This is a genomic window from Neorhizobium sp. BT27B, assembly GCF_050455485.1.
In the GTDB taxonomy this organism is placed as follows: domain Bacteria; phylum Pseudomonadota; class Alphaproteobacteria; order Rhizobiales; family Rhizobiaceae; genus Neorhizobium.
In genome coordinates this window covers 55,132-71,465 of record NZ_JBCIYT010000016.1, presented here as the reverse complement: position 1 = coordinate 71,465, position 16,334 = coordinate 55,132, and the positions used below count along the sequence as shown (strand labels likewise).

Here is a 16,334-nt window from a genome sequence, read left to right as displayed (position 1 = left end):
GATGGCGAGAAATCCCTGAATGCCAGACAGACGACAAACAAAAGGCGCGGATTTTTCCGCGCCTTTTGTGTTTTTGGGGCCGTTGAGGCGTCTTTCTAAAAATTACCGGTCGTCTTTCGTCACCGACATCTCGCCAAAAATCCGCGCAATCTCGTTCTGCAAGGCCGGTTCCTGGGTGGCGCCGGTCACGCGGGCAAGGCTGGGGTCGCGACGTGGCAGCTGGCCGGGAGCATTTTGTACGGCCGGTCCAACGGCCGGGGCCGCATTGCCGCTTGCGAGATTGCTGGCCATTTCCTCCTCCAGAATACGTTCGAAATCGGAGCCAAGTGGTTTTGCAGGCGCGGCTGCGGTTGCAGTGGCAGGGGCGGGCTGGCGTGCCGGGGTGACCGGCATCTGCACCACAGGTGGTGTCGGGCGTTGTGCCGGTGCCGGCACGGCCTCTGCGCGGGGCTGCTGGAACACACGCTCGCGGGCGGCGTCGAGAAGATCGGCGGCATTGTCGATTGTCGTCGGCTCGCTGGTCGGGCGTGATGCGACGATCTCGAAATGCGGTTCAGCCGCTTTCGGCGTTTCATCGATGCTGACCGATGGCGCCGGTTCGCTCTGGAACCTTGACGGCGAAGCGACCATCGGTGCCGCAGCCGGTGCAGCCGTTGCAAACGCGGTCGTCATCGGAGTTGGACTTGCCGGCGCGGCAACTTCGCTGCGCGGTTCGGCGGACGGGAACTCGATCACAGGTGCCGGATCGACGGGCCGCGGCGTTTCAGGCGAACGCTGCTCGGCTTGCGGCGTGATTTCCGAAACATTGGGCTCAGCTGGAACTGCAAGCGGTGCCGGTTGCACCGGTGCCGGTGGAGTTTCGGAAAACTTCGGCGTTTCCGGATTGCGCGCTGGCGGCTCTGCGGGCGCGGTGGAACGGACGGGTTCGGAAACCTTTGCGACAGGCGCGATATCGACAGGCTCGGCGCTGAGCCAGGCGAATTTTTCCTTCTCTTCCACCACGGCGGCCGGCTTTTCCGGAGTGGCGGTAACAGGCGCGGCACGCGGTGCGGGTGCAGAAAGGCCGGCAGCGCGTGCGGCCGGCTCGGGCACGCGGGGCGGTTCATCTGCGACAAGTGCTGGCTGTTCCGGCTCCGAAACGGTCTTCATCAGTGTGTGGTAAGGCGGGCTGCGGCCATCGACGATACTGCTCTCGATGACGATGTCGGTCGGGCCGCCGATCATGATCAGATGTTCGACATCGTCCCGGCGCACCAGAACCAGGCGTCGGCGGGCATCGACGGCGGCCGCATCCAGCACCTGCAGGCGCGGCTGGCGATTCTTGCCGCCACGCAGGAACGGCGACGGGCCGCCGCGACCGCGTATCAGCCACAGCACGAGGATCAGGCAGAGAAAACCTGCGGCGACACCCACCACGGCGATGGTAAGGTTGCTGCCATAGGCACCCAGCATCTCATCAAGCATAAGCCACTCCTTCAGCAATTAGACGCCGTCGTTAGAAACGGGCTGTGTCAGGATCATGACGCCAGAGAAACGCGGTGCATAAGTGAAACGCGGGGCATATCTGTGACATTCTGGAACCATGGGACAGGAATATGGATCGAAAGCAAGGATCGGCAATCGTATCCCTTCGTTCTTCAACGGGTTTCTGTGTCTTCTGAGCTTTTTGCCGGTGCCGCAAATTGCTAAGAAGGATCAGCCGACCGATTCCGATCCGCGCCGATTGTCAAGGCGAGGCGCTTGCGGCCGACATGTGAGGGTGAATGACGAAGATGCAGCAGAGCGGCCTGAACGACGCGCCGCTGGTGGAACACGGAGCGCGCGGCGGAACCGTGATCCGGCTGCTCGTCCTTGCCGCGGTGCTGATCGCGGTGGCGATTAGTTTCGTTGTTTTCAAGGAAGCGCTTGATAGCGAACTTGTGCTGGGTGTGCTCGGCATCCTAGCCATGGTCGGCATCTTCTTTCTGGTGTCCTCGGTCATCGGTCTGGTCGAAGTCATGCCGCAATCGCGCTCAGACGATCTGGCCCGTGGTTTTCTCGGCGGTCATCCGGACGGCATTCTGATCACCGATTCCAAGGGCCGTATCATTTACGCCAATGCCGCTTATGGCCGGCTGACTGGCGCCACCAATGCAAGCCAGGCGCAATCGCTCGAAACACTGCTGTCGAAAAACCGCGAATCGACCGAGGCGCTCTATCGGCTGACCACGGCTTTGCGCGAGGGTCGCGAAGGCCACGAGGAGTTTCGCCTGCTGAAACCGCTGGGCCGGCCTGGTGATAACGGCTCCGGCGCGCACTGGTATCGCCTGAAGGCGCGGTTGCTGGCCAATGGGGCTTCGCGAAAGCCGCTCGACATCTGGCAGATCACCGACATCACCTCGGAGCGCGACGATCAGGAGCGGTTTTTCCGCGAGTTGCAGAACGCCATCGATTATCTCGATCACGCGCCGGCCGGGTTCTTTTCCGCCGGTCGCAAGGGCGAGATCTTTTATCTCAACGCGACGCTGGCCGAATGGCTCGGTTACGACCTCACGAAATTCGTGCCGCGTTCGCTGACCATGCAGGATCTCGTGGCCGGCGAAGGCATGGCGCTGATCCAGTCGGTTCAGGCGACGCCCGGCCAGACGCGCACGGAAACGCTTGACCTCGACCTGCGCCGCGCCAACGGCCAGAGCCTGCCGGCACGCCTTGTCCACAGCGTCAGCACCAGTCGTGATGGTGCACCCGGCGAAAGCCGCACCATCGTTCTGGCGCGGCCGAAGGGGGAGGGTGCGGACCTTTCCTCGTCGGCCATGCGTTTCACCCGCTTTTTCAACAACACGCCGATGGCGATCGCCTCCGTCGATGGCAATGGCAAGATCCTGCGTGTCAACGCGCCGTTCCTAAAACTGTTTTCCGGTTTGGTGTCGCGCGACGAAGCGGAAGCCGGCGCGCCGCTCGAGGTGATCTTTAACGAGGCGGTGCGGCCGCAGTTGACCCAGGCGCTGGCCGAGGCCAAGGACCGCCAGAGCGACATCGCCCCGCTCGAAAGCCGCCATCCGGGTGACGAAAACCGTTACCTGCGCTTCTTCGTCAATGCCGTGATCGACGAGAGCGATGAGGCGCCGGAAGAGGTGGCCATCGTCTATGCCTTCGAGACGACCGAGCAGAAGGCGCTCGAAACGCAGATGGCGCAGACCCAGAAGATGAATGCCGTCGGCACATTGGCGGGTGGTATCGCCCACGATTTCAACAACGTGCTGACAGCCATCCTTCTGTCCTCCGACCATCTGCTTTTACAGGCGCGGCCGGCGGATGCCAGCTTCGCCGACCTGATGGAAATCAAGCGCAACGCCAACCGCGCCGCGGTTCTGGTGCGCCAGTTGCTGGCCTTCTCGCGCAAGCAGACGATGCGGCCGAGCGTGCTGAACCTCACCGATGTCGTTGGCGATCTGCGCATGCTGGTCGACCGTCTGATTTCCGGCACCAACGTCAAGCTCGATGTCGATTACGGCCGCGATCTCTGGCCGGTGCGCACCGACCTTTCGCAATTCGAGCAGGTGCTGATCAATCTTTGCGTCAACGCCCGAGACGCCATGCCGGAAGGCGGGCGCATCACCATCCGCACCCGTAACGTGACGGCGGAAGAGGGGCGTGCTTATGCTGGCGCCGATCTGCCGGAAGAAGATCTGGTGATGGTCGAGGTCGCGGATGCCGGCACCGGCATTCCGCCGGAAATCATGGACAAGATTTTCGAGCCCTTCTTCACCACCAAGGAAGTTGGCAAGGGCACCGGTCTTGGCCTGTCTATGGTCTATGGCATCGTCAAGCAGTCGGGCGGTTACATCCATCCCGAATCGGAAGTCGGCAAGGGCACGACCTTCCGCATCTTCCTGCCACGCCACATTCCGGAACCGGTCGTCGTTGCGGAAAATGGGACGGGCGGCGAGGTTGCGGCGGTTGCGGCAGCGCCAAAACCTGAATCGGCATCGGCCAATGCCGATATCGATCTCACCGGCAATTCGGCGGTCGTTCTGCTCGTCGAGGACGAAGAGGCAGTGCGCCGAGGCGGCAAGCGCATGCTGGAAACCCGTGGTTACACCGTGCATGAAGCCGGATCCGGCGTCGAAGCGCTGGAGATTATGGAAGAGCTCGAAGGCAAGGTCGATATCGTCGTCTCCGACGTGGTGATGCCGGAAATGGACGGACCAACCCTGCTGCGCGAACTGCGTAAAAATTATCCGGACATGAAGTTCATCTTCGTATCGGGTTATGCGGAGGATGCGTTTGCGCGCAACCTTCCGGCCGATGCCAAGTTCGGTTTCCTGCCAAAGCCGTTCTCGCTGAAACAGCTGGCGGTGACAGTGCGCGAGATGCTGGATCGGCAGGACTGAGGTGGTGAGCGGGCGGCGAATCGGCCGTCCGCCTTGACATGAAACGGCGGCAGAATACCGCTGAAATGGCTGTTCCAGGAACAAACAGGAACAGCTTATCTGCTTGAGAACATTAATAGAACGAAGGATCAAAAGATTCATTTGAATCAATCGCATCGTGCCCACTTGTTAAAATAGAACAAAAAGAGTACGAATTGGCCATCGGTTACAACATTGATTGCGTGGCGGCGATAACCTAAAGGGGTGGTTCAAATGGCTCAGAATTCTTTGCGGTTGGTAGAGGAAAAATCGGTGGATAAAAGCAAGGCGCTGGAAGCGGCACTCTCCCAGATCGAACGCGCGTTCGGCAAGGGATCGATCATGAAGCTCGGCTCGAACGATAGCATCGTCGAGATCGAGACCGTATCGACCGGTTCGCTCAGCCTCGATATTGCTCTCGGCATTGGCGGTTTGCCGAAGGGACGTATTGTCGAAATCTACGGGCCGGAAAGCTCGGGTAAAACGACGCTGGCGCTGCAGACCATTGCCGAAGCCCAGAAGAAGGGCGGCATCTGCGCCTTCGTCGACGCCGAACACGCGCTCGACCCGGTCTATGCCCGCAAGCTCGGCGTCGACCTGCAGAACCTTCTGATCTCGCAGCCGGATACCGGTGAACAGGCTCTCGAAATCACTGACACGCTGGTGCGTTCCGGTGCCGTCGACGTTCTCGTCGTCGACTCGGTGGCAGCACTGACGCCGCGCGCTGAAATCGAAGGCGACATGGGCGACAGCCTGCCGGGCCTTCAGGCCCGTCTGATGAGCCAGGCACTACGCAAGCTGACCGCTTCGATCTCCAAGTCGAAGACGATGGTCATCTTCATCAACCAGATCCGCATGAAGATCGGCGTGATGTTCGGTTCGCCGGAAACCACGACCGGTGGTAACGCGCTGAAATTCTACGCTTCCGTCCGCCTCGACATCCGCCGTATCGGCCAGGTCAAGGAGCGCGAGGAAGTCGTCGGTAACCAGACGCGCGTAAAAGTCGTCAAGAACAAGATGGCGCCTCCCTTCAAACAGGTCGAATTCGACATCATGTATGGCGAAGGTGTTTCCAAGACCGGCGAACTCGTCGATCTCGGCGTCAAGGCGGGTATCGTCGAAAAGTCGGGTGCGTGGTTCTCCTATAACAGCCAGCGTCTGGGGCAGGGTCGTGAAAACGCCAAAACCTTCCTGCGCGACAATCCGGAACTGGCCAACGAGATCGAATTGTCGCTGCGCCAGAATGCCGGCCTGATTGCCGACAAGTTCCTGCAGAATGGTGGCCCTGATGCCAATGATGGCGACAGTGCTGACGACGCTTAATCGACCTTTCCCGCATATCTGATCAACAAACCGGCCGCGCATCGATGGATGTGCGGCCGGTTTGTCTTTGTGCGGCTGGACAGGGCAGGGCGCGGACGATAAAAGCCGGTGGTTTCTGGCGAATTGGCCCGCACTGGGCGGTAATGAAGGGCGTAGCATGAGCGGCGTGAATGAAATCCGGTCGACCTTCCTCGACTATTTTGGCAAGAACGGCCACGAGATCGTATCGTCGAGCCCGCTGGTTCCGCGCAACGACCCAACGCTGATGTTCACCAATGCCGGCATGGTGCAGTTCAAGAACGTCTTTACCGGTCTGGAAAAGCGCCCCTATTCGACGGCAACGACCGCGCAGAAATGCGTGCGCGCCGGCGGCAAGCATAACGATCTCGACAATGTCGGTTATACCGCCCGTCACCACACCTTCTTCGAAATGCTCGGCAACTTCTCGTTCGGCGACTATTTCAAGGAAAACGCCATCGAGCTTGCCTGGAACCTGATCACCAAGGAATTTGGCATCGATGCCAAGCGCCTGCTGGTCACCGTCTATCACACCGATGACGAGGCCTTTGGCCTGTGGAAGAAGATCGCCGGCCTGACCGACGACCGCATCATCCGCATTCCGACCAGCGACAATTTCTGGGCGATGGGCGATACCGGCCCCTGCGGTCCCTGCTCGGAGATCTTCTATGACCACGGCGATCATATCTGGGGTGGCCCTCCGGGCTCGCCGGATGAGGATGGCGACCGGTTCATCGAGATCTGGAACCTCGTCTTCATGCAATACGAGCAGGTGACGAAGGAACAGCGCATTGATCTGCCGCGTCCGTCGATCGACACCGGCATGGGCCTTGAGCGCGTTGCAGCGCTTCTGCAGGGCAAGCACGACAATTACGATATCGATCTTTTCCGCGCCCTGATCGCGGCCTCGGAAGAAGCCACCGGCGTCAAGGCCGAAGGCGAACGCCGCGCCAGCCACCGCGTCATTGCTGACCACTTGCGTTCCGCCTCGTTCCTGATCGCCGATGGCGTTCTGCCGTCGAACGAAGGCCGCGGTTATGTTCTGCGCCGCATCATGCGTCGCGCCATGCGCCATGCCGAGCTGCTGGGTTCGCGCGATCCGCTGATGTACAGGCTGCTGCCGACGCTGGTTGCCCAGATGGGCCGCGCCTATCCGGAACTGGTGCGTGCCGAAGCCTTGATCTCGGAAACGCTGAAGCTGGAAGAAAACCGTTTCCGCAAGACGCTGGAACGCGGCCTCAACCTGTTGTCCGACGCTACCAATACGCTCGCCAAGGGTGACATGCTGGATGGCGAAACCGCCTTCAAGCTTTACGACACCTATGGTTTCCCGCTCGACCTGACGCAGGACGCGCTGCGCGCCCGCGAAATCGGCGTGGATATTGCCGGCTTCACTGACGCCATGGAGCGCCAGAAGGCCGAAGCCCGCTCGCATTGGCAGGGTTCCGGCGACAAGGCGACCGAAACCATCTGGTTCGAACTCAAGGAAAAGCTCGGCGCTACCGAATTCCTCGGTTACGACACCGAGACCGCCGAAGGCGTCGTGCTGGCAATCGTTGCTGACGGAAAATCCGTCGAAACCGCCAAGGCAGGCGACACCGTTCAGGTCATCGTCAACCAGACGCCGTTCTACGGCGAATCCGGCGGTCAGATGGGTGATACCGGTATCATCCGCGGCGAAGGTTTTGCCGTCGAGGTGACCGACACCCAGAAGAAGGGGGCAGGCCTTTTCGCGCATCTGGCTGTTGTAACCGAAGGTGAGGTCAAGGTCGGCGAAGCCGTCGCGCTCGCCGTCGATCACGCCCGCCGGTCGCGTCTGCGCGCCAACCACTCGGCAACCCACCTTCTGCATGAAGCGCTGCGCGAAGTGCTCGGCACCCACGTTGCCCAGAAGGGCTCGCTGGTGGCGCCCGAGCGTCTGCGTTTCGACGTCTCGCACCCGAAGCCTATCTCGGCGGAAGAGCTGCAGCGCGTTGAGGATATGGCCAACGCCATCATCCTGCAGACGGCACCTGTCACCACCCGTCTGATGAGCGTCGATGACGCCATTGCCGAAGGCGCGATGGCACTGTTCGGCGAAAAGTATGGCGATGAAGTGCGCGTCGTGTCGATGGGCCGCGGCATTGAAGGCTCCAAGGCCGGCAAGGCTTATTCGGTCGAACTCTGCGGCGGCACGCATGTGGGAAATACCGGCGAGATCGGCCTCGTACGTGTTCTCTCCGACAGCCCCGTCGGCGCCGGTGTACGCCGTATTGAGGCGGTCACGGCAGAAGGCGCACGCGCTTATCTGGGCGAGCAGGATGAGCGCATCAAGGCGCTGTCCGGCGTTCTGAAGGTTCAGCCGGCAGAAGTTCTCGCTCGTGTTGAGACGCTGGTCGATGAACGTCGCAAGCTGGAGAAGGAACTTGCGGATGCCAAGCGCCGTCTCGCCATGGGCGGCGGTGGCCAGGGTGACGGTGCTGCCGACATTCGTGAGGTTGCGGGCGTCAAGTTCATGGGCAAGACGCTGAATGGCATTGATGCCAAGGACCTCAAGGGACTAGCCGACGAAGGCAAGGTTACGCTCGGTTCGGGTGTTGTCACGCTGATCGGCGTGTCGGAAGATGGCAAGGCAAGCGCCGTTGTGGCCGTCACCGAAGATCTGGTCGGCCGTTTGAGCGCCGTCGATCTGGTCCGCATCGCATCTGCCGCGCTCGGCGGCAAGGGCGGCGGTGGTCGCCCGGATATGGCGCAGGCCGGTGGCCCGGATGGCGCCAAGGCCGACGAGGCGCTTGAGGCAGTCGCCGCGGCGCTCGGCGCTTAAGATTGAAGCGGGCCGCAAGGCCCGCTTTTTCGCTTCAAGGGGATTTTTTCATGGGCGTGAACGCCGAGATTGCGGACGAACTGGAGCAGGTAGCCGAAGGGCTGGCGCCGGGGCTTTTCAGGGATGCGCCGGACAGCGTGTCGTTCAACAAGCTGCGCAAGCGCCTGCTGCGGCAGGTGCGCCAGGCATTTGCCGATTTCGACATGCTGAAAGGCCAGAAACGCTGGCTGGTCGGCCTGTCGGGCGGCAAGGACAGCTATTCACTGCTGGCGATCCTGCTCGATCTGCAATGGCGCGGCCTGCTGCCGGTCGAATTGATTGCCTGCAATCTCGATCAGGGCCAGCCGAATTTTCCAAAACACATCCTGCCGGAATATCTGGCGTCGATCGGCGTCAAACACCGTATCGAATATCGTGACACCTATTCGATCGTGAAGGAAAAGGTGCCGGCCGGCGCGACTTATTGTTCGCTCTGTTCACGCCTGCGCCGCGGCAATCTTTACCGCGTGGCGCGCGAAGAGGGCTGCGACGCATTGGTGCTCGGCCATCACCGCGACGACATTCTCGAAACCTTCTTCATGAACTTTTTCCACGGCGGACGTCTCGCTGCCATGCCGGCGAAACTTCTGAATGACGAAGGCGACGTGATGGTGCTGCGGCCGCTCGCCTATTGTGCCGAGGACGATCTGACGAAATTCTCTGCCGCCATGCAGTTCCCGATCATTCCGTGTGATCTCTGCGGGTCGCAGGACGGGCTGGAGCGCAATGCGATGAAGACGATGCTGTCGGGCATCGAACAGCGCATGCCGGGCCGCAAGGATACGATGCTGCGGGCGCTGTCGCATGTGAATCCGTCGCACCTGCTCGATACCGGACTTTTCGATTTCAGCAATCTGATGACCGCCGAAAGGAAGTAGTTTTGCCTGACATGCCCGTTGACGTCTCCGCCCTTGCCGATCTTCTGCGCCGTGCCGCCAAGGCGGAAATCCTGCCGCGCTTCCGCCGTCTCGGCAGCAATGACGTACGCTCCAAAAGCGAGCCGACCGATCTGGTGACGGAAGCCGATGAGGCCGCCGAGCGGATGATGAAGCGGGAAATGGCGGAACTGGCGCCTAACGCGCTTTTTATCGGCGAGGAGTCGGTGGCTGCTGATCCCGCACTGCTGGACAAGCTGAAGGATGCGGAACTCGCCGTGATCGTCGATCCGGTCGATGGCACGTTCAACTTTGCCTCCGGCATCCCGGCCTTCGGCGTCATGGCCTCGGTTGTCTGGAAGGGCGAAACCGTGGCCGGCATCATCTATGATCCGATGGGTGACGACTGGGTAATGGCGGAAAAGGGCGCAGGCGCTTATCTGCGTCGCCCGGATGGCGATGCGGTGCGTCTGAGTGTGTCGGAGCCCCGGCCAATCGGTGCGATGATCGGCATGGCGTCGGCCGGCTATTTTTACGGTGAGGAACGCGAGAAGGTTCTGGCCAATCTGGCCAAGGTCCGCTTCTTCGCGAACTACCGTTGCGCCGCGCATGAATACCGTACGTTTGCCGGCGGCCACGTACAGTTCATGATCTACAACAAGCTGATGCCCTGGGACCATCTGGCTGGCGCGCTGATCGCCACCGAAGCTGGTGGTCATGTTCGTCGCCTGGACGGTTCGCTCTACGAGCCGCATCAGTTCGACGGTGGCCTTCTGGTGGCCACCGATCCCGACAGCTGGCAGACCCTGCACGACGAAATCTTTGGCGCCTAAAGCTGACAGGTTGATGGATTTTGTTCGCTGTCGAAGATAGGCTTCCTGAAAAAGGGGAGCCTATCTTGATGAGCATATTGCCAGACATTTCAATACGCAGAGCAGGCAGGCAGGACGCTTTAGTGGTGCGTGAGATTGTCCGTGCCGCCTATGCCAAATGGGTGCCCGTCATCGGTCGCGAGCCGATTCCCATGACGGTGGATTATGCCGAGGCGATCGTTACCAATCGTATCGATCTGCTGGAAAACGCAGGCGTTGTCGTCGGGGTGATCGAGACGATCCTTCGCGATGATCATCTCTATATCGAAAACGTTGCCGTTCGGCCGGAATTCCATGGCCAGGGTTATGGCCGTGGCCTGCTTGCGCATGCGGAGGATATTGCTTCCTCGGCGGCGCGAAAGGAAATCCGCCTGCTGACCAACGCAGCGTTTACCGCCAATGTGGTTCTGTATGAACGGAGCGGTTATGTCCTCACCCATACGGAACCGTTCATGGGCGGAACGACGCTCTACCTGAGCAAACGGCTGACAAGCCGTATTCAGGAGAGCGTCTGAAGCTGATCACACCCGCGGATTATGCGGCTGAAACAGCTTTCCCTTTTCCGCGATCAGCACGAAAATCAGGCCGATGATCGAGACGGCGAAAAAGCCGGCGACCATCGGCAGCGCTGTGCCATCGAACGCCTGGCCGATAACCGCACCGATCGTGGCGCCGCCGATCGTACCCATGAAACCGAGTACGGATGACGCTGTGCCGGCTACATGGCCGAGCGGCTCCATTGCCAGCGAGTTGAAGTTCGAACCGATCCAGCCGAACTGAAACATCGACAGAGCAAACAACGTGAGGAACAGGGCAAACGGCATTGGCTGCGGCCCAAAAATCTGGATCATCAACCAGATGAAGGTCACTGTGATGAAACCCAGCAGCGATGCATGCGAGAGCTTTCGCATGCCGAAACGGCCGACGATGCGCGCATTGATGAATGATGACAGCGACATGAACACGGCGACTGCCGCAAAGGCGACTGGGAACCAGACGCCCAGGCCATAGATCTGGTTATAGACCTGCTCGGCGGAGTTGATGAAGCCGAACAGTGCGCCGAAGATGAAGGTGCTGGCGATCGTGTAGCAGAGCGACACGCGGTTGGTCAGCACGATGCGGAAACCGGCGATCACCGACTTCACGGTGAAGGGACGAATGTCTTCCGGATGCAGGGTCTCCGGCAGGCGCTTGTACATCCAGAACACGACGGCCAGTGCGCCGACCGCCATGAAGACAAAAATCAGGTGCCAGTCGCCGAATAGGAGAATCAGCTGACCGGTACCCGGCGCGATGACGGGCACGACCATGAACACCATCATGATCAGCGACATGACTTCCGCCATGGCGCGGCCGCCGTAAACGTCGCGAACGATGGAAATGGTGATGACGCGGGTGGCGGCTGAGCCAACACCCTGGATGAAACGCAGGACAAGCAACGCCGTGAAGGAGGGGACGGCAATCAGGCCGACAACCGCAAGTGACGACAGAATGTAGATGGTCAGGCCGACGATGATCGGCTTGCGACGGCCAAAACGGTCGGAGATGGGGCCATAGAAAAGCTGCGCCAGGCCGAAGCCGAAGAGATAGGCCGAAACGACGTACTGGCGATGATTTTCATTGACCACATCCAATGCCGCGCCGATCTGCTGCAGACCGGGAAGCATGATGTCGATGGCAAGCGCATTGAGCGCCATCAGCATCGCCATCAGTGCAATGAATTCGACCTTGCCCATGCCCTTGAGGCGCTCGGGCGTGGTTTTTGAAGGGTATGTCACAGCTTTTCCTAAACAACGTTAAAGGCGCCGTGGATGCGGCGCCTTTGATAAATGCAAAGTCTAGAGTCGGGGCTGGCGCGCCCCGAAAATCAGGCCGCGCGGACGGCGATCCCCTGTTCCTCGAGCTGCGTCTTGAGTTCGCCGGACTGGAACATTTCGCGGACGATGTCGCAGCCGCCGATAAACTCGCCCTTGACGTAGAGCTGCGGAATTGTCGGCCAGTTGGAATAGTCCTTGATGCCCTGGCGAAGGTCGCCATCGGCCAGAACATTGATGCCCTTGTAGTCGAGCCCGAGGTAATCCAGAATTTGGACGACCTGACCCGAGAACCCACACTGCGGGAACTGCGGGGTGCCCTTCATGAAGAGTACCACATCGTTGGTCTTGACTTCGTTGGCGATGAAATCGGTCATTCCGCTCATGTCTCAAATCCTTTCACACGCGGGTTCAAGGGCCGCGGCGCTGTTCGTTAGCCTTAAATAGCAAGCTCCCTGCGCAAATTCCAGCGCGGAAGCATGTAGATGCATGTAATTTCAGTTGCGCTGTGTCTCAGCGGCTGCGCTGCTTGCTGCGGCTCACCGCTGTACGGCGGCGACTGACCTGCTTGCGAGCGGGCTTTGCCGCTTTCTTCGTTGTCTTACGGGTAAAGCGGCCGGTCGTCGTGGAACGGGTAGCCGCTTTTGCCTGCCGCTTCCGGCGTTTGGACGCGGTGCGGCCATGCGACTTGCCCAGCAATTCCTTGACGACGCTTTCGACGACACCCGACACGATTTGATTGATCAGGCTGGTCATCGCGTCACTTCGGAGCTGAGGTCTGCAAGGCGAGAGCGTGAAGAACGCCGCCCATATTGCCCTTCAGTGCGTCATAAACCATCTGGTGCTGCTGAACACGAGACTTGTCGCGAAAGGCTTCGGCCACCACTTCGGCAGCGTAGTGATCACCGTCTCCGGCCAGATCACGAATGGTAACGGTTGCGCCGGGAATGCCGGCCTTGATCATGTCCTCGATATCGCCTGGGCGCATGGGCATGCGGATAAGTCCTCTTGTCTGGTGGCGTGTTGTTGCCGCTATCAACTTAGATTGCCTCAAAGAAAGGCCGCGGTCAAAGGACCGCGGCCGCTTTCTTCAAGTCTGACGCGCTGTTGTAAACGCGTGTTCCTGGGCTCAGTTCATGAAGCCGGGGAACCAGCCTTCATGGGCCTTGCCGAGATCGCCAACCGGTACATTGATGAGGTCATCGATGACGACGGTATCGCCGCCGACGGTGCCCAGCGCGCGGAACGGAACCGCGGCACCTTCGGCATTGGCCTGCAGGAAGTTGGCAAGATCTGCCGGAACGGCCAGAACGTAGCGCGCCTGATCTTCGCCGAACAGCAGCGCATGGGGCAGGCCCTTGCTGCCCTTGAGGCTGATATTCAGGCCCTTGCCCGAAGACATGGCCATTTCGGCAAGTGCCAGCGCGAGGCCGCCGGACGAGATGTCGTGGCAGGCGGTGACCTGACCGTTGCGGATCGCCGTGCGAACAAAATCGCCATGGCGGCGTTCGGCCGAGAGATCGACTTCCGGGGCAGGACCTTCGGTGGAGCCAAGAATATCGCGCAGGTAGATGGACGAACCGAGATGGCTGCCATCGACGCCGATCATGATCAGCTTGTCGCCGTCATTGGCGGTGCCGATCTTGGCCATTTTCGACCAGTCGGGCAAAAGGCCGACGCCGGCAATGGTCGGGGTCGGCAGGATGGCGACGCCATTGGTTTCGTTATAGAGCGACACGTTGCCCGAAACGATCGGGAAATCCAGCGCCTTGCAGGCCTCGCCGATACCCTTGATGGCGCCAACCAGCTGGCCCATGATTTCGGGCTTTTCCGGGTTGCCAAAATTCAGGTTGTCGGTCGCTGCCAGCGGCTCGGCGCCGGTCGCGGTGATGTTGCGCCAGCATTCGGCAACCGCCTGCTTGCCGCCTTCGAACGGATCTGCCTCGACATAACGCGGCGTCACGTCCGACGAGAAGGCGAGGCCCTTGGTGGCATGGCCCTCGACGCGCACGACGCCGGCGTCGCCGCCCGGATGCTGCAGCGAATTGCCCTGAATGAACGTGTCATACTGTTCGTAGACCCAGCGGCGGCTGGACTGGTTCGGCGAACCGACCAGCTTGATGAGAGCGTCATTATAGTCTGCCGGTGCCTGCACCTCGGAAGCGGGCAGGGCAGCGCGCTTGGCTGATTCCACCCACGGGCGATCGTATTCCGGAGCCTCGTCACCGAGTTCCTTGATCGGCAGGTTTGCGACTTCCTCGCCCTGATGGATGACGCGGAAACGCAGGTCGTCGGTGGTCTTGCCGACAATGGCGAAATCCAGCCCCCACTTGACGAAGATCGCCTTGGCAACCTCTTCCTTGGAGGGTTCGAGAACCATGAGCATGCGCTCCTGGCTTTCCGACAGCATCATTTCGTAAGCCGTCATGCGGTCTTCGCGCACCGGTACGGTGTCGAGCAGCAGTTCGATGCCGAGGCCGCCCTTGGCGCCCATTTCGACGGCCGAGCAGGTGAGGCCGGCTGCACCCATGTCCTGAATGGCGATGACCGCACCGGTCTTCATCAGCTCAAGGCAGGCTTCCAGCAGGCACTTTTCGGTGAAGGGGTCGCCGACCTGAACGGTCGGGCGCTTCTCTTCGATCGATTCGTCGAACTCGGCCGATGCCATGGTGGCGCCACCGACACCATCGCGACCGGTCTTTGCACCAAGATAAACGACCGGCAGGCCAACACCTTTGGCTTCAGAAAGGAAGATGCCGTCAGCCTTGGCGAGACCGGCTGCAAAAGCGTTGACGAGGATGTTGCCGTTGTAGCGCTCGTCGAATTCGACTTCGCCGCCGACAGTCGGAACACCGAAGGAATTGCCATAACCGCCAACGCCGGCAACGACGCCGGATACGAGATGTTTGGTCTTCGGATGGTCAGGCGCACCAAAACGCAGCGCGTTCATGGCGGCAATCGGGCGTGCACCCATGGTGAAGACGTCACGAAGGATACCACCGACGCCGGTCGCCGCGCCCTGATAAGGCTCGATATAGGACGGGTGGTTGTGGCTCTCCATCTTGAAGACGACGACGTCGCCGTCATCGATATCAACGACACCAGCGTTTTCGCCCGGACCCTGGATAACGCGCGGGCCCTTGGTGGGCAGCGTGCGCAGCCATCTCTTGGAGGACTTGTAGGAGCAGTGCTCGTTCCACATGGCGGAGAAGATGCCGAGCTCGGTAAAGGTCGGCTCGCGACCGATAAGGTCGAGGATCCGCTGGTATTCATCGGCCTTCAGGCCGTGGGATGCGATGAGTTCAGGCGTGATCGGGCGGCTGTTCGAAATCGTCATGGTTTTCCCTGATGGCGAGGGGCTCTTAATTTGGGGTCTCTTTAGCGTAGATACGAAAAGGGCGCGACAGGAAAATACCTGTCACGCCCCATATCCCACTGCGATACGCCAGATAAGGCGCATGCTTGTTGCTTAGAACTTGTAACCAACCAGAACGCCGGCGCGGGTCAGGCCATTGTTCGGCTCGCCGCAGAGATTGGCGTGGCTGGAATGCTCGATCTGACCGACGATGCGCCATTTCGGATCGAGATTGACACCGACGGCGGCATATTCATGAAACAGCGTGTGGCAGCCAAGCTTCGGGCCACGCGTGCCGTCGATTTCCAGATCGCCGTTGTTGAGCGAACCACCGAAACCGGCTTCGACGAACAGGAAGTCGGTGATGTTGGCCGTCCAGGAAAAGCCGGCATAGATCTGCGAGGCTTCGCCGGCAGTGGCGATGTCTGCGCCGACGTGAACGCGCGGACGGACCAGCTTCTCAAAACCTTGCGCTTCGTCGTGATTCCAAGGGTCGAAAAACACCATGCCGGTGACGAAAGAACCTTTTTCGTCGTTGGTCGGTGTCTTGTCGGCAGCAACAAGCGCGCCAAAGCGAATTTCGTCAAAAATTGGCTTCTGGGAGACTTCCATGTCCGCAGCGAAGGTCGCGGTCACTGAGATCATCAGAGCGCTGGCTGCGAGGAGGGAAGTGATGGATTTCGACGCCGCGGCTTTCGACATGTATGGATGCACCCTTGCAAGATCCGCTCGAGAACAGACACGCTCTCGTCTTAGTGTGCAGACCATAGGCCGCTGAATTGTGATCACGCAACTGAAAACAGGACGTGATCACGCGCAATGTCAAAATGTTGCGCAAGTGTTG

General features: G+C 60.3%; 13 protein-coding genes. 6 read left to right on the top strand and 7 right to left on the bottom strand.

The window, feature by feature from the left end; all coding sequences use genetic code 11:
• Positions 1-102: 102 nt before the first annotated feature.
• Positions 103-1,464, bottom strand: coding sequence for a flagellar biosynthetic protein FliO (locus tag AAIH70_RS28005; RefSeq protein WP_132273599.1), 1,362 nt, complete (start codon positions 1,462-1,464; stop codon positions 103-105).
• A gap of 299 nt (positions 1,465-1,763) precedes the next feature.
• On the opposite strand from AAIH70_RS28005, the gene cckA reads away from it, so the two are divergent.
• The 6 genes from cckA (at position 1,764) to AAIH70_RS27975 (ending at position 10,836) form a co-directional block, all read left to right on the top strand.
• Entirely contained in the window at positions 1,764-4,373 is a 2,610-nt protein-coding gene (cckA, locus tag AAIH70_RS28000; RefSeq protein ID WP_132273600.1) for a cell cycle histidine kinase CckA, read from the top strand.
• 252 nt (positions 4,374-4,625) lie between these two features.
• A complete protein-coding gene (recA, locus tag AAIH70_RS27995) occupies positions 4,626-5,714 on the top strand; it encodes a recombinase RecA (protein WP_132273601.1) in 1,089 nt (362 codons plus the stop codon).
• A 157-nt stretch (positions 5,715-5,871) separates the two neighbouring features.
• On the top strand, positions 5,872-8,535 hold the full coding sequence (alaS, locus tag AAIH70_RS27990) for an alanine--tRNA ligase (RefSeq protein WP_132273602.1): 2,664 nt from the start codon (positions 5,872-5,874) through the stop codon (positions 8,533-8,535).
• Positions 8,536-8,585: 50 nt separating this feature from the next.
• Positions 8,586-9,452 carry a tRNA 2-thiocytidine(32) synthetase TtcA gene (gene ttcA / locus AAIH70_RS27985; protein ID WP_132273603.1) on the top strand — a complete coding sequence of 289 codons (867 nt, stop codon included), beginning with the start codon at positions 8,586-8,588 and terminating at the stop codon, positions 9,450-9,452.
• Positions 9,453-9,463: 11 nt separating this feature from the next.
• Positions 9,464-10,282, top strand: a complete 819-nt coding sequence (locus AAIH70_RS27980) for an inositol monophosphatase family protein (RefSeq protein ID WP_132273819.1) — start codon at positions 9,464-9,466, stop codon at positions 10,280-10,282.
• 125 nt (positions 10,283-10,407) lie between these two features.
• Positions 10,408-10,836: a GNAT family N-acetyltransferase gene (locus AAIH70_RS27975; RefSeq protein ID WP_245519129.1), complete on the top strand. Its 429-nt coding sequence runs from the start codon at positions 10,408-10,410 to the stop codon at positions 10,834-10,836.
• Positions 10,837-10,842: 6 nt separating this feature from the next.
• On the opposite strand, the gene AAIH70_RS27970 is transcribed toward AAIH70_RS27975, so the two are convergent.
• The 6 genes from AAIH70_RS27970 to AAIH70_RS27945 form a co-directional block, all read right to left on the bottom strand.
• On the bottom strand, positions 10,843-12,057 hold the full coding sequence (locus tag AAIH70_RS27970) for a multidrug effflux MFS transporter (RefSeq protein ID WP_132273821.1): 1,215 nt from the start codon (positions 12,055-12,057) through the stop codon (positions 10,843-10,845).
• 131 nt (positions 12,058-12,188) lie between these two features.
• On the bottom strand, positions 12,189-12,521 hold the full coding sequence (grxD, locus tag AAIH70_RS27965) for a Grx4 family monothiol glutaredoxin (protein ID WP_132273605.1): 333 nt from the start codon (positions 12,519-12,521) through the stop codon (positions 12,189-12,191).
• Positions 12,522-12,648: 127 nt separating this feature from the next.
• A complete protein-coding gene (locus tag AAIH70_RS27960; protein ID WP_132273606.1) occupies positions 12,649-12,891 on the bottom strand; it encodes a hypothetical protein in 243 nt (80 codons plus the stop codon).
• Positions 12,892-12,895: 4 nt separating this feature from the next.
• Complete coding sequence (locus AAIH70_RS27955) at positions 12,896-13,129, bottom strand: BolA/IbaG family iron-sulfur metabolism protein (protein ID WP_132273607.1); 234 nt, start codon at positions 13,127-13,129, stop codon at positions 12,896-12,898.
• A gap of 135 nt (positions 13,130-13,264) precedes the next feature.
• Positions 13,265-15,472 (bottom strand): phosphoribosylformylglycinamidine synthase subunit PurL, encoded by a 2,208-nt coding sequence (gene purL / locus AAIH70_RS27950; protein ID WP_132273608.1) that lies wholly within the window; start codon positions 15,470-15,472, stop codon positions 13,265-13,267.
• Between the two features lie 132 nt (positions 15,473-15,604).
• The gene (locus tag AAIH70_RS27945; RefSeq protein ID WP_245519130.1) at positions 15,605-16,192 is read right to left on the bottom strand and encodes an acyloxyacyl hydrolase; all 588 of its coding nucleotides are present in this window, start codon (positions 16,190-16,192) and stop codon (positions 15,605-15,607) included.
• Positions 16,193-16,334 lie beyond the last annotated feature (142 nt).

Bases quoted from the DNA above. Each gene is read 5' to 3' on its own strand.
- AAIH70_RS27980 (WP_132273819.1), top strand. From the start codon at position 9,464: ATGCCCGTTGACGTCTCCGCCCTTGCCGATCTTCTGCGCCGTGCCGCC.
- recA (WP_132273601.1), top strand. From the start codon at position 4,626: ATGGCTCAGAATTCTTTGCGGTTGGTAGAGGAAAAATCGGTGGATAAA.
- AAIH70_RS27955 (WP_132273607.1), bottom strand. From the start codon at position 13,129: ATGCCCATGCGCCCAGGCGATATCGAGGACATGATCAAGGCCGGCATT.
- ttcA (WP_132273603.1), top strand. From the start codon at position 8,586: ATGGGCGTGAACGCCGAGATTGCGGACGAACTGGAGCAGGTAGCCGAA.
- AAIH70_RS27960 (WP_132273606.1), bottom strand. From the start codon at position 12,891: ATGACCAGCCTGATCAATCAAATCGTGTCGGGTGTCGTCGAAAGCGTC.
- alaS (WP_132273602.1), top strand. From the start codon at position 5,872: ATGAGCGGCGTGAATGAAATCCGGTCGACCTTCCTCGACTATTTTGGC.
- purL (WP_132273608.1), bottom strand. From the start codon at position 15,472: ATGACGATTTCGAACAGCCGCCCGATCACGCCTGAACTCATCGCATCC.
- AAIH70_RS27970 (WP_132273821.1), bottom strand. From the start codon at position 12,057: ATGGGCAAGGTCGAATTCATTGCACTGATGGCGATGCTGATGGCGCTC.
- AAIH70_RS27945 (WP_245519130.1), bottom strand. From the start codon at position 16,192: ATGTCGAAAGCCGCGGCGTCGAAATCCATCACTTCCCTCCTCGCAGCC.
- AAIH70_RS28005 (WP_132273599.1), bottom strand. From the start codon at position 1,464: ATGCTTGATGAGATGCTGGGTGCCTATGGCAGCAACCTTACCATCGCC.
- grxD (WP_132273605.1), bottom strand. From the start codon at position 12,521: ATGAGCGGAATGACCGATTTCATCGCCAACGAAGTCAAGACCAACGAT.
- cckA (WP_132273600.1), top strand. From the start codon at position 1,764: ATGACGAAGATGCAGCAGAGCGGCCTGAACGACGCGCCGCTGGTGGAA.